This window comes from Desulfotomaculum sp. (assembly GCF_982386235.1).
Genome location: NZ_CEVWQM010000011.1, coordinates 12,960 through 25,931, shown reverse-complemented (window position 1 = coordinate 25,931; position 12,972 = coordinate 12,960). Strand labels below are relative to the sequence as shown.

Sequence of the window (12,972 nt, the reverse complement as noted above, 5' to 3'; positions counted from 1 at the left end):
TTTTGTTTTTTTCTATCATCTCTTGGCTGAGCGATGTGACAAGGAGATGATTGTATGAACCTATATTTTAATGATCTTAGTAAAGGCTATCAGGGAAAAACCGTATTTGATCATATTTGCGGCGCAATCCACGGTGGAGATAAAATTGGCTTGATTGGTGCAAATGGTAAGGGGAAAACAACCTTGGCCAGGATTTTGGCGGGTCAGGAAGTCGCTGATGCAGGTGAAATTAGACGGTCACCTGCCTATGGCAGAATTTTTTATGTAGAACAGTACCCCCTGTTTAACGCCAATGTTTCTGTTTACGAAGAAATATTCAGGATGGCCTCAAGGGACCAGAATCATGGTAAAGATTATCCGACCATGGTCAAAAAAACCCTTAACAAAGTAGGTTTAGGTGAGGAAAGATGGGATCAGAGAGCCGCCAGCTTAAGTGGTGGGGAAAAAACAAAATTGGCCCTTGGCAAGGCCATGGTTTGTGATTTCGATTTACTGATCCTGGATGAACCCACGAACCATCTCGATATGAATAGCTATCTCTGGCTGGAGGAATTTGTGCAAAACCTCGGTCAGCCCCTGCTGGTGATTTCCCATGATCGTTTTTTTCTTGAGCGTGTGGTCAACCGGATTTGGCACTTGACCGACCAGGGATTAAAGGTCTATGAAGGAAATTACTCTGCCTACAAAATGCAAAGGGAATTGGAACGAGTCAGTATTACCAAGGAGTATGAAAAGCAGCAGAACCAGATCCAACAATTAAAACAAATGATCCACCAAAGGAAAAATTGGTATAAAAATGCCCATCAAGCAGCGGGTCAAAGTGACTTTTATCGATCCAAGGCTAAAAAACATGCCAGCGTTTTAAAGGCAAAGGAACGGGAACTTGCCAGAATAGAAAAGGACAAAATTGAAAAGCCGAAAAAAGCCTTATCCCCTGCCTTTGAGGTGATTAACAAAAGTATCATCGGCAAGAAATTTCCTAGGTTTCTTGTTCAAGTGGAGAAGCTTTGTAAAAACTATGGGAATAAGGTACTCTTTCAAGATATTTCCTTTAACCTTGGGCGGCAAGACAAGATTGCCCTAATTGGACAAAACGGTGTGGGCAAGACAAGCCTCCTTAAAACAATTTGCCATTTAGATCAGGACTACCGTGGTACCATCACCGTTAACCCCTCGGTGAAAATTGGATATTTTGCCCAGGAACTTGACAATCTCCATAGTGAGTTCACCATACTAGACGAAGTTTTAATCGAAGGAAGTACGGTTGAGGAAACCAGGCTGCTTTTGGCTTGTTTACTATTTAGAGGAGATGCTGTTTATAAAAAGATAGCCAATCTAAGCATGGGAGAAAGGGGCAGGGTTGCCTTTGCCAAACTGATCTTATCCGGTGCCAATTTGCTTGTCTTGGATGAACCGACAAACTACATGGATATTGAATCGAAAGAAAAAATAGAGGAAGTATTGGAGGAATTTGAGGGAGTGGTGCTTTTTGTTTCCCACGATCAGTATTTTATCCAGAGATTAGCCAACCGGATTTTTCAAATAGAGAACCGAAAATTGTACTGTTATGATGGGGACTATGCGTACTATTTGTCTAAATGCAAGGAACAAAAGGAAAAAGAGGAGAGCGGCCTAGACTACACTCAATTAACGGACAATATTAGACGCTTAGAATGTGAACTGGCCTTTTTAAGTGGTAAACTAAATGAACCCTTGGAGCAGGAAGAAAAGGCCAGGCTTAATGAAAGATTTTTGGCAACTGCCAAGGAGCTAAGGTCAAATAAGGACCTACTCAAGGGACATAAATAGGGAGTCTAACAAAATAACCCACTGCTTCTTTAGGGCAGGGGGTTATTTTTCCTTAAATATCTTGTTTTTCTGAAATGACCAGGGCGGTTATTAAAAAAATGAAAAATACCGGAACTAATAACTCCCAGGTATAGGGGATGCCACGGATGCCAGTTGGATACCAGCCAATTTCTTGTAAGATCACATAATAGGGTAAAGCAGGAAATAAAAACGGTCCGACGCTAGGCATGGCCAGGGAAATGAAATCGATCATGATAAAGGCCCCAGCCGTAATCAGTGGGGGAACAAAATGTCGGGTCCAAAGGCCAATACAAATAAATATGGGCATTAGAGAAAACTGCATAAAACATGTCTTTAAAGCCAGTGGAAAAAATCGAACAAAGGCCGCCCAGGGACTGGCAGCTATGAAAACTTTGCCAACAAATATAGTTAAAACGTATGATAACAGGTTTAATACCATTAAGGTAAGCAAAAGGGTAATGGTTTTGGCTAAGATGATCGATTTACGACTTACCGGTAAGGTGAACAGATTAATGACCGCTCCTGTTTGGTATTCTTGGACAAAAATGAAAGCGGCCAAGGCGCTGAAGGTCAGTGGGAATACAAACAAATGGTTTACCTGCATACAAAGGGCGATGATATCTACCCACTCTGCCTGAATCCCTAGATTACTTGTCTTTAAGGAGGTAGATACCAGCGTAATAAAGGGAGCTACGAAGGCGGCGATGACGGCAGAAAGCAATATCTTGGAACGTTTCCATTTCATTAATTCTAAACCAATGGCGCTAAGCATTATTTTTCACCCCCGGTAATGCGCATAAAGCGATCTTCTAGGGTTTCCTGATGTAAGGTGATATGGGAGACCTCAATGCCAGACTCAATTAGTACACGATTCACCCGTTCAGGCCTGTTTAATTGGCCAGAGGCCTGAATAAAGCCGTTGTTCAGTAAGTCAACTTTTTGCATCCCTAATCTATTTTTTAAAAGCTGGATCGCTGTCTGGGGGTCATTAACTTTCAGTTCCAAATACCGCTTGCCCTTTGCGTGTATTTCCTCCAAAGAAATTTCATCGGCCAAAGTTCCCTTGTGAATAATACCAACTCGCGTGGCCATTTGCTCCACTTCCGGCAGGATATGACTGGATATTAAGATGGTCTTATGCTGTTCTTGATTTAATCGCTGGATGGTTTCCCGAATTTCCTTGATACCTGCCGGATCCAGACCGTTGGTTGGTTCATCAAGAATAATGAAATCTGGATTATGCAAAAGGGCCCTGGCCAAACCAAGCCGTTGTTTCATACCCAGGGAAAAGCCTTTGACAACCCGGTTGGCAGCTTCACGCAACCCCATAAAATTTAATACTTCGTTAATTCGTGTTTCCTTGATCCCAAACATTTTTGCATTGTAATAAAGGTTCTCTTTGGCTGTTAAATTAGGGTAAAAACCAGGGTATTCAATGGTTGCGCCAATACGGCGAAATAGGTCTTTGCCGAATTTGGCTTTGGGTAAGCCAAAAAGTTGAATGTCACCTTGGGTGGGTTTAATCAAATCCACGATCATGCGAATGGTGGTGGTTTTACCAGCGCCGTTTCGCCCCAGAAAACCATAGATTTCCCCCCTATGCACGGTCAGGGTTAAATCCTTGACGGCCCATTGATCATGATATTGTTTACTCAGTTTTGATAGCTTTAAGATTGGTTCATTTAGCATTTGAATTCTCCTTCTTGTGATCTGGTAATGCGGCTAAAGGGGTAGTTTAATGATAAACTCATAATAATTATCTTTACGCGCCAGCCAGATTTTGCCATTGTGCAGTTCCACTATATTTTTAGCAATGGACAAGCCTAAACCGGTGCTGCTGGGCATTGCTCCACTGTCCAGTGTGCTATTGATATTAAAAAAGCGTTCAAATACTTCGCCTTCTTGTTCTTTGGTCATGGCCAGACCTTTATTAGCCACCGCTATAAATACCCATTTGCCATCCGTTTTTAGCGTTATCCTGATTGCTCCTGGCTTAACACTAAATTTTAATGCGTTAATCAGTAAATTATCCAAAGTGCGGGCTAGCTTGTCAGGGTCAACAGCTGCTTGTACAGGGTCTTTGCCTATTTCACACTGGATCAAAATGCCTTGTTGGTCGGCCAGGGGATCAAACTCTACCACCATTTGTTCCAGCATTTCCCGCAAATCAATGGATTGTTTGTCCAGATTAATATTACCATCGCTAAGACGGGTGTACTCAAATAGATCATCGATTAATTTTTTTAGCTGGTTGGCCTTGTTGTGGCCACTGGCAATAAAATGCTCTAGTTCGCCTGAATCTTGATAGTTTTTTTCTTTAAGCAGTGTTAAATATCCAATAATACTGGTCAGTGGTGTTCGTAAATCATGAGAAATATTGGTGATCAAATCGAGCTTAGACTTTTCAACTGCTTTTTCCCGAGCTATTTTTTCCTGTAGCTGTTGAGCCATAAAGTTAATATTGTGCGACAGATTGCCAAGTTCGTCCTGACTGGATAAGGGTAAACGTACCTGTAGATTACCATTTGCCACTTCCTGTAAACTATTATTGATGGCCTGTATTTGCCGTATTTTATTTCGGGTAAACCAGTAAAAGAGTAGGAGGAAAATAGCTACAAAAATTGTGCTGTTCAGCAGGGGATTGAATTTATAATTTACACCAGGTTCAGCATATAAGGTACCTGCAACCACCAAAAATGAGTCCAGACCATTTAAAATTACGGGTTTAACCACCGCATAGGGTTTACCGGGGGCAGGTTCCTGGAGAGATTTTTGAGTGGTGTAAAGTATCCGGTGAATGTTCAGGGTACTCTCAGAAGTGCCGGTGGAATGATACAAGACCTTTCCGTGCACGTCCGTAAGATATATCCTTAGCCTCGGCTCCCGGTCACCAACCTCCTCTAAAAATAAGGCTATCTTCTGATGTTCATTCAAATGGGGAAGTCTCTTCTGGATCAACTCTGCCTGGCCATTAACGACAGCTTTACTAGATACGTAGCTTGGGTAGTATTCCGCCCGGAGATCACGGGTAATGTAGTCCAGAATATAGAAAAAAACAAAGCTTAAAAATAAACAAATGGCGAAAGTAGCCAGCAGTTTTAGACGTAGAGAGGTGTGCGGTTTAGACAATTTTATAACCAACCCCCCATACGGTTTTGATGTATTGGGGTTCCCTGGGATTTACCTCAATTTTATCCCGAATATTTCTGATGTGTACCATTACCGTACTTTCGGATTGTAGGGCTTCTTCTCCCCAAACAGATTCATAGATTTGCTTGGCACTAAATACTTGCCCGCGATGACTTGCCATGAGTAGGAGAATTTTAAATTCTAAAGGAGTTAAGGCTATTTCCTGTTCCCGTAGCTTCACCACATGACGGTCCGGTAGAATCAGTAAATCACCGATTGCAATTGCATTTTCTCCTGTTTGCTGATGCAGTAATTTGTTTCTTCTTAATTGTGCTTTGACCCGCGCCACCAGTTCTAACGGATTAAAGGGTTTGATCATATAATCGTCAGCGCCTGAGGTTAAACCCATAATTTTATCCATATCCTCGCCCTTGGCCGAAAGCATGATAATGGGGATCTGCATGATCTGACGTATTTTCAGACAGGCCTGAATACCATCCAAGTGAGGCATCATAACATCCAAAATAATTAAATCCACCGGATTTTGTTTTAGTATGGTAAGGGCCTGGAGACCGTTCTCAACCTGTAAGACCCGGTAACCTTCATTTCTAAGAAATGCCTGGATAACCTCACGAATTTCTGCATCATCATCAACCACCAGGATCTGTATTTTTTCTGTCACATAGTCACCTTCTTTTTATTTACCCTAAAAGGACTCTTCCCTAGTTTGTGATAGGTATAATCATAAAGATACTTTCTTTAGAGCCTGTTGTGGAAATTCTAAAGATTTTCTTAAGAAATTCATAACTGTATTTCATCAAGCCGACCCCAAATATTCGAATATTTTTTGGTGGGAGCGGACAAAAGTATAAGAAGTGCTACGGGAAGTTAGGCTTGCTTTCAGGGTAATCGAGTTGGAGGCGTTTTTATGGCACAAACAACTAAAAAGGCACTGGCCGCATCGCTAAAAAAATTACTAAGGGAAAAACCCCTTGATAAAATCACGGTCGTTGATATCGTTGAAGATTGCGAAGTGAACAGGCAGACATTCTATTACCATTTTAAGGACATATTTAACCTCATTGAATGGATTTATTCAAGTGAAGCTGCCAAGGCACTGGCTGGAAAAAGGACTTATGATACATGGCAACAGGGTTTTTTACAGGTTTTCACATATGTACTGGAAAACAAAGCCTTTGTAATGAACACGTATCATTCCATTAGTAGAGAACACCTGGAATACTACCTTTATAAAGAAGTATATGCGCTTTTAATTGGGGTGGTGGAAGAAAAGGCATCTGGTATGGCTGTGAGGAACGAGGATAAGTCGTTTATCGCACATTTTTATAAATATGCCTTTGTGGGACTTATGCTGGAATGGATTGGCACGGGGATGAAGGAAGAACCAGCCGCTATTATTGACCGATTAAGCACCCTTATGCATGGAGATATTACTGGGGCACTGAAGAAATTTGGAGCCAAGCGTCACATTTAAACAAACAGAAGCTGTTGTATAGTTTTTTTACAATATCAGCCTTGTGTTGAAAGTTTCGACACAGGGCTGATATTGTTTATTGTGAGCCTTTCAAATATTTTCTATGATGTAAATGCAAGATAGAATTTAAAATTTAATCAGGAGGTAGCCGCAATGTACTATAGCAATGGGAATTATGAAGCATTTGCTCGTCCTCAAAAACCAGTGGGTGTAGATGAAAAATCCGCATATCTGGTTGGAGCTGGTTTAGCCTCCCTTGCAGCAGCATGTTTTTTGATCCGGGATGGCCAGATGAAGGGTGAGCGCATTCACATTTTGGAAGAAATGGGTATAGCCGGCGGGGCCTGTGATGGCATACACGATAATGAAAAGGGATTTATTATTCGAGGCGGTCGTGAAATGGAAAACCATTTTGAGTGCCTATGGGATTTATTTCATTCCATTCCTTCACTTGAAATAGAAGGTGCCTCTGTTTTGGATGAGTTTTATTGGTTGAATAAAAAGGATCCCAACTATTCACGGATGAGAGCAACCGTAAATAACGGTCAGGATGCCCACACAGATGGAAAATTCAAGCTAAGTGATAAGGCAGCAATGGAAATGGTAAAGCTATTCTTTACCCGTGATGAAGATTTAGATGATAAAAAGATTACAGATGTATTTACAGAGGAATTCTTCACTTCTAACTTCTGGTTATATTGGAGAACCATGTTTGCCTTTGAGGATTGGCATAGTGCCTTGGAAATGAAACTATATATTCAAAGATTTATTCACCATATTGGAGGTTTGCCTGATTTTTCGGCTTTAAAATTTACCAAGTACAATCAGTATGAGTCACTCATTCTGCCGATGATAAAATATCTGGATGCGCATGGCGTGCAGATTCAATATGATACCAAGGTAACCAATGTTATTTTTGCTATTCAGAAGGACAAAAAGGTTGCCACTAAAATTGTTTATCAGCGTGGTGGCAAGGCAGAATACATCGACCTCACAGAAAATGATTTAGTCTTTGTTACTAACGGCAGTTGCACAGAAAACTCTACCTTGGGTGATGATCATCATGCTCCGGCATTTAATGATGCTGTGGGAGGCTGCTGGGAACTATGGAGAAACATTGCCAAGCAGGATCCATCCTTTGGTCAGCCTGATAAATTCTGCACCAATACAAAATTAACAAATTGGGAGTCCGCTACGATTACCACCCTTGATAACAGAATTCCACCATATATTGAGAAGGTTTGCCAAAGGGATCCCTTTAGCGGCAAGGTAGTTACAGGCGGGATTGTTTCTGTAAAAGACTCAAACTGGCTGATGAGTTATACCTTAAATCGCCAGCCGCATTTTAAAGCGCAGCCCAAAGACCAACTGGTAGTCTGGCTATATGGCTTATTCACCGATGTTCCCGGCAATTATATTAAAAAGCCGATGAGGGAGTGTACCGGCAGGGAGATTACAGAGGAATGGTTATACCACCTGGGAGTGCCCCAGTCTGAAATCCCTGACATGGCCAAATCCGCTCGCTGTATTCCATGTATGATGCCATATATCACGGCATTCTTTATGCCCAGGGCCAAGGGTGATCGACCCAAGGTTGTTCCCGATGGTTGTGTAAACTTTGCCTTTATCGGGCAGTTTGCCGACACAGTAAGGGATACGGTATTCACCACCGAATATTCAGTAAGAACAGCAATGGAGGCTGTTTACACCTTACTGGACGTAGATCGTGGCGTACCGGAGGTTTTTGCTTCTTGTTACGATATTCGGGTACTGCTGGACGCCACTTCAAAGATGATGGACGGCAAAAAACTTATCGATAGGAAGATGCCATTTATCATAAACCTGCTGGAAAAGAGGGCTTTGAAAAAGATTTCAGGAACGGTAATTGAAGATTTACTCAAACGCTATCATGTAATTTAAGGGATAAAAGGGTGTCAAGTGGACGGTTCAAGACCACTTGACACCCTTTTCTGTTTATTTTATAGAAAATTAGTGGTTCTTTTATTTTTGAGGATAGCAGGCCTGCTATTCTCAAAAATTTACGGTAACGCAAGCGGGGACATGCTTTTAGGCCGTACCTTGCTACGGGCTTATGGAAAGGTCCCCATCCTGGTTGAAAATACTATGCCTTCACACCAGTATAGATTAATACGGCATCCCTTAAAAATACTGCTGTATCCGGTTGCTGCTTATCATAGTAAGCAGTAAATCTTGGGTCATCTACATACATCTGGGCGACCCCGGCATGGGCTTCTTTGGTATAGCTAGGCCAAAAATAGCTTAACCATTGCCGGTGCAAGTAGGCTGCCTTTTGAGCCAGCTCCCCGGCTGGATCATTGGTTTTCATGGCAGCATGAAGTGTAGCGAAAAATTCTTTTTCTAATCTGGTAACCTCCTCATATGCTGCCTGTGACATACCCATCACCTGGGCATTTGACTTGTCAACAACCTCATCGCCATATTTGGCTCGGATTTCCTGGCCATACTTCCTTTCATTATCATCAACTAATTTTTGCTTAAAGCCTGCAAATTTTTCCTTATCACCCATGGTAGTTCTCCCCTCAGTTAAGGCAATTGTTTTATCAACATTGGCAATCAATAGATCTAATTGCACTCTTTTTTCGATAAGCTTCTCACGGTGGTCCCTTAGAGCCTGCACTTCATCAAAGGAAGGCGAAGTTAAAATATCTTTAATGCTTTCCAAATTTACTCCAAGTTCCCGGTAGAAAAGAATCTGCTGCAACCTGTTTACCTCAGCCTGGCCATAGATACGATAACCCGAAGAGTTGACTCTTGCCGGCTTAAGAAGGTCAATCTCATCATAATACCGCAGTGTACGAGTACTGATACCTGCCAGTTGACCTAGCTTTTGTATGGTGTATTCCATGTCATCACCTCCTGACAAGACAACTATACAGGTTTACGTAACGTCAATGTCAATGGTCAGAGGCTTCCTAGTACAGAAGTTTGCCCATGAGTCTTACAAAGGAAACTATCCATGGATGATAGGAGTCGTTAATTCTCCCCTAGTAATTTTCGCTGTAACTCCCCAAAAAAATAAATTTATCATGACTGCCTACCAATTCGCAAAGTAAATTTACCGTTTCAGTTGAATAGATAGGAGCCTCAAAATCAAAGTAAAACATGAATTCGAAATCCTTTCCGGTGATGGGGCGGCTTTCCAGCTTGGTCAGGTTGAAACCCAGTGAGGAGAACTTTCCAAGCAAGGTACCAAGTGATCCGGGCTTATGCTCAAGGGAAAGTATCAGGCTAATTTTATTTGCCCCGGGATAGATTTTCAGATCCTTTGAGATACAGATAAAACGGGTGTAATTATTTTCCCTGTTTTGAATATTGTCGGTTAAAATGTCAAGATTATATAGTTGTGCACAGGTTTCCGAGGATATTGCTGCAAGATCGGTTCGACCAGAATCGGCTACATACTTTGCCGCTGCTGCGGTGTTGCTAAATAGTGTGACCTTTATTTGTGGATGGTTGCTGATAAATTGGCTGCATTGCTTGATTGCCTGTTCTTGGGAAATTATTTCTCTAATATCAGCTAAAGCAACGCCTTTCTTGGCCAGGAGAGTATGATTTATTTTTAGTCTAGTACTGCGCACAATATAGAACTTATATTTTTCCATGAGGTCATATATCGGTAAAACCGTACCTGTTAAACTATTTTCAACCGGTAAAATACCGTATTCACACAAACCTTTTTCAACTGCCTGAAAAACAGATTCAAAATCTTTAAAAAATGCCAGCCTTGGCGATGAAAAAAGTTTATCACAGGCTTGTTGTGAATAAGAACCCTCGGTACCCTGGCAAGCAACACTTGCTTTTAATGGAAAGTGCTTTGTCATCTCACAGGTTGCTGTATTAATTTGCTCTGCAAGTTGACATTTATTGGCGAAAAGCTGATTTTGATAGGCTCTGCTCAGGTCGAACAGGGTGTTAAACAGCCTCTTAGAATAGGATTCCATTTTTTCTCCGGCAAGTTCGGCAACGAGGTTTAATACCTCTCGTTCTCTGGCATGATCTAAAACAGGCAGATTATTTTCGATTTTATACTTGGCAATTTCCGCCGCCAGGTTCATCCGTTTTATAAACAATTGGATTAATTGTACATCGATTTCATGGATGTCTTTTCTTAGTTCGTTTAAATTCATTGTTTTGTCTCCTTATCTATATTAATAGGTCAAGCAAAGTTATGGCCATGGCCGCCTCGACACAGGGAACTGCCCGCGGCACGATACAGGGATCATGTCTTCCTTTGATAGAAATCGTCGTATTGGTTTTTTGGGAGAGACAAATGGAGCTTTGCTGCAGACCAATAGACGGTGTTGGTTTAAAGGCAATGCGCATAAGGATAGGCATCCCGGAGGCAATGCCCCCTAAAATACCGCCATGATGATTGGTCCTTGTTTTTACCAGACCATTGTCATCATAGTAAAACGCGTCATTATTTTGTGAACCCCGTAGTTTAGAAGAGGCAAAGCCAGTGCCGAATTCCACTCCTTTGACAGCGGGAATTGCGAAAACAGCAGCAGCCAGTTTATTTTCCAGGCCGCAGAATATCGGTTCGCCAAGCCCGACGGGAACACCCACAGCGCAGCATTCAATGACGCCGCCAATGGAATCAGCCTGGCCTTTGACAAGCTCGATTTGTTCAAGCATCTGTTGGCCAATGGTATCGTCAAGCACGGCAAGGTGCTTATTTGCAACGGCTGTCAGCTCCGCTGCCTCAACCAACACAGGGTCGAAGGATTTATCTGCTATTTCGCCGATTGATTGAATATGTGCCCCAATAAAGATGCCGCGACGCTCTAAAATCTGCAGGCAAAGGGCACCTGCAAAGCAGAGGGGAGCGGTTAGACGTCCGGAAAAATGGCCCCCGCCACGGATGTCATTGGCTCCCTCATACTTCATATAGGCGCAATAATCGGCATGGGAGGGCCGGGGGACATCGAAGATATTTGCATAATCGGCTGATTTACAATCCGTATTTTCAATGATGGCACAAAGGGGGGAGCCACAGGTCTTACCGGCTAAGAGACCACTGATGACTTTTACTCTGTCAGGTTCCCGTCGTGCGGTTGAAAATGTATTTTGGCCGGGTGCACGGCGTAACATAAAGCTTTGTACCCGTGCCAGGTCTATTTCTTCACCTGGCGGTAAGCCGTCCAGCACAACGCCTATGGCCTCAGAATGTGATTGTCCAAATACCGAAATCCTCACATTGGTTCCAAAATTAAATGACATCGACGATTCCTCCGAGCATTTTATAGTGATCAAAGAATTGCGGGTAGGATTTTTCAACTGCCTCTGCACCTGTAATGATCAGTTCCCTTTGACAAAGTTTGGCGGCGATAGCCATTGACATGACGATTCTGTGGTCGCCAAAACCATTGACACTGCCACCCCGGAGGGGTTTGCCGCCACGGATGATCAGTCCGTCCTCCTTTTCGGTAACATCTGCGCCAAGCCGTACTAGATTTTCAGCCATTGCTGCCAGGCGATCACTTTCTTTGATCCGTAGTCGTTTGGCATTATATATTTCTGTTGTCCCCTGGGCCGCTGCAGCGACCACTGAAATAATGGGGATCAAATCGGGAATTTCAGCAGCGTCAATGCATTGGCCCCGTAGGGTTTTGCCAATGGAGTGGGCGGTGTCTTTTAGTAAAGAAACGTTGGCAGCAAAACCCTTTAGTAGGTTGATGATCTCTTTATCACCTTGAACGGATGCTTGGTTAAGGCCGCTGCAGAGGATCTCACTACCCTGCAGGGCCCCTGCGCAGATCCAAAAAGCAGCGTTGGACCAGTCACCCTCAACACGAAGTTGTTGTGGTGAGAGATATTTTTGTCTGCCTTTGATGTGATATCCAGCGGCAAGTTCTTCGACCTCAACTCCAAACTTTTTTAGAGTCGACATTGTCATTTTGGCATATCCCTTTGATTCCAACTGCGAGGTGAGAACAATAAGGCTGTCTTTTGCTAGCAGCGGCAATGCGAACAGCAAGCCGGAGATAAACTGTGAACTGACATCACCGGGCAAAGTATAATGCCCTCCGGTTATTTTCCCCTGAACGGTGAAGGGAAGCTTGGTCTGATCAAATTGACAACCGTGACTTTGGAGCTGGTCAATAAGTTGTTGAATTGGGCGTTCCGGCAGTCTGCCATGTCCAGTGAAAGTGGCAGTTACACCCAGTGCTGCCGCCAGTGGAAGCAGGAAACGGAAGGTTGAGCCACTTTCACCGCAATCAAGATCCGCGGCCCCAACCCGGTTGGGCCAAAGGGGTGTAATGTGCAAAAGGTCGGGTGCATCAGCATCTATCTTTGCTCCCAGGGACCTTAGACAGTTCATTGTTACATGGATATCCTTGGAGTAGGAACTAAGCTTGACAAGGGTCGGCTGATTTGCCAGAGCAGCCGAAATCAATATGCGATGGGCGTCTGATTTGGAGGGAGTTACTGCAACCCTACCCTTTAAGTCTGTTGGTGTGATACGAAGATCCATG

At 43.0% G+C, this 12,972-nt stretch carries 11 protein-coding genes; 3 read left to right on the top strand and 8 right to left on the bottom strand.

What is annotated here, in order from left to right; all coding sequences use genetic code 11:
* Positions 1–54: 54 nt before the first annotated feature.
* On the top strand, positions 55–1,809 hold the full coding sequence (gene abc-f / locus AC1U9Z_RS08250; RefSeq protein WP_479956898.1) for a ribosomal protection-like ABC-F family protein: 1,755 nt from the start codon (positions 55–57) through the stop codon (positions 1,807–1,809).
* 52 nt (positions 1,810–1,861) lie between these two features.
* Here abc-f and AC1U9Z_RS08245 read toward each other — a convergent pair whose 3' ends face one another.
* Genes AC1U9Z_RS08245 through AC1U9Z_RS08230 form a run of 4 tightly spaced genes read right to left on the bottom strand, consistent with a single transcriptional unit; the run spans position 1,862 to position 5,641 of the window.
* Entirely contained in the window at positions 1,862–2,602 is a 741-nt protein-coding gene (locus AC1U9Z_RS08245; protein WP_333531183.1) for an ABC transporter permease, read from the bottom strand.
* Entirely contained in the window at positions 2,602–3,519 is a 918-nt protein-coding gene (locus AC1U9Z_RS08240; RefSeq protein ID WP_333531184.1) for an ABC transporter ATP-binding protein, read from the bottom strand. The genes AC1U9Z_RS08245 and AC1U9Z_RS08240 overlap by 1 nt, the downstream gene beginning before the upstream one ends.
* A gap of 33 nt (positions 3,520–3,552) precedes the next feature.
* Positions 3,553–4,959, bottom strand: a complete 1,407-nt coding sequence (locus AC1U9Z_RS08235) for a HAMP domain-containing sensor histidine kinase (RefSeq protein ID WP_479956895.1) — start codon at positions 4,957–4,959, stop codon at positions 3,553–3,555.
* Positions 4,952–5,641: a response regulator gene (locus AC1U9Z_RS08230; RefSeq protein ID WP_479956894.1), complete on the bottom strand. Its 690-nt coding sequence runs from the start codon at positions 5,639–5,641 to the stop codon at positions 4,952–4,954. Before AC1U9Z_RS08230 ends, AC1U9Z_RS08235 begins: the two co-directional genes overlap by 8 nt.
* A gap of 246 nt (positions 5,642–5,887) precedes the next feature.
* Here AC1U9Z_RS08230 and AC1U9Z_RS08225 point away from each other — a divergent pair, with 246 nt between their 5' ends.
* Together AC1U9Z_RS08225 and AC1U9Z_RS08220 are read left to right on the top strand one after the other, a co-directional pair.
* On the top strand, positions 5,888–6,454 hold the full coding sequence (locus AC1U9Z_RS08225; protein WP_479956892.1) for a TetR-like C-terminal domain-containing protein: 567 nt from the start codon (positions 5,888–5,890) through the stop codon (positions 6,452–6,454).
* 153 nt (positions 6,455–6,607) lie between these two features.
* On the top strand, positions 6,608–8,374 hold the full coding sequence (locus AC1U9Z_RS08220) for an oleate hydratase (protein ID WP_479956890.1): 1,767 nt from the start codon (positions 6,608–6,610) through the stop codon (positions 8,372–8,374).
* Positions 8,375–8,576: 202 nt separating this feature from the next.
* Here AC1U9Z_RS08220 and AC1U9Z_RS08215 read toward each other — a convergent pair whose 3' ends face one another.
* The 4 genes from AC1U9Z_RS08215 to aroA all read right to left on the bottom strand — a co-directional run bounded on the left by AC1U9Z_RS08215 (position 8,577) and on the right by aroA (position 12,971).
* Positions 8,577–9,341 carry a MerR family transcriptional regulator gene (locus AC1U9Z_RS08215; RefSeq protein ID WP_479956888.1) on the bottom strand — a complete coding sequence of 255 codons (765 nt, stop codon included), beginning with the start codon at positions 9,339–9,341 and terminating at the stop codon, positions 8,577–8,579.
* Positions 9,342–9,480: 139 nt separating this feature from the next.
* Positions 9,481–10,623, bottom strand: coding sequence for a bifunctional chorismate mutase/prephenate dehydratase (locus tag AC1U9Z_RS08210; protein WP_479956886.1), 1,143 nt, complete (start codon positions 10,621–10,623; stop codon positions 9,481–9,483).
* 16 nt (positions 10,624–10,639) lie between these two features.
* Positions 10,640–11,716 carry a chorismate synthase gene (gene aroC / locus AC1U9Z_RS08205; RefSeq protein ID WP_479956884.1) on the bottom strand — a complete coding sequence of 359 codons (1,077 nt, stop codon included), beginning with the start codon at positions 11,714–11,716 and terminating at the stop codon, positions 10,640–10,642.
* Positions 11,706–12,971, bottom strand: a complete 1,266-nt coding sequence (aroA, locus tag AC1U9Z_RS08200) for a 3-phosphoshikimate 1-carboxyvinyltransferase (protein ID WP_479956882.1) — start codon at positions 12,969–12,971, stop codon at positions 11,706–11,708. Before aroA ends, aroC begins: the two co-directional genes overlap by 11 nt.
* Position 12,972: the final 1 nt, after the last annotated feature.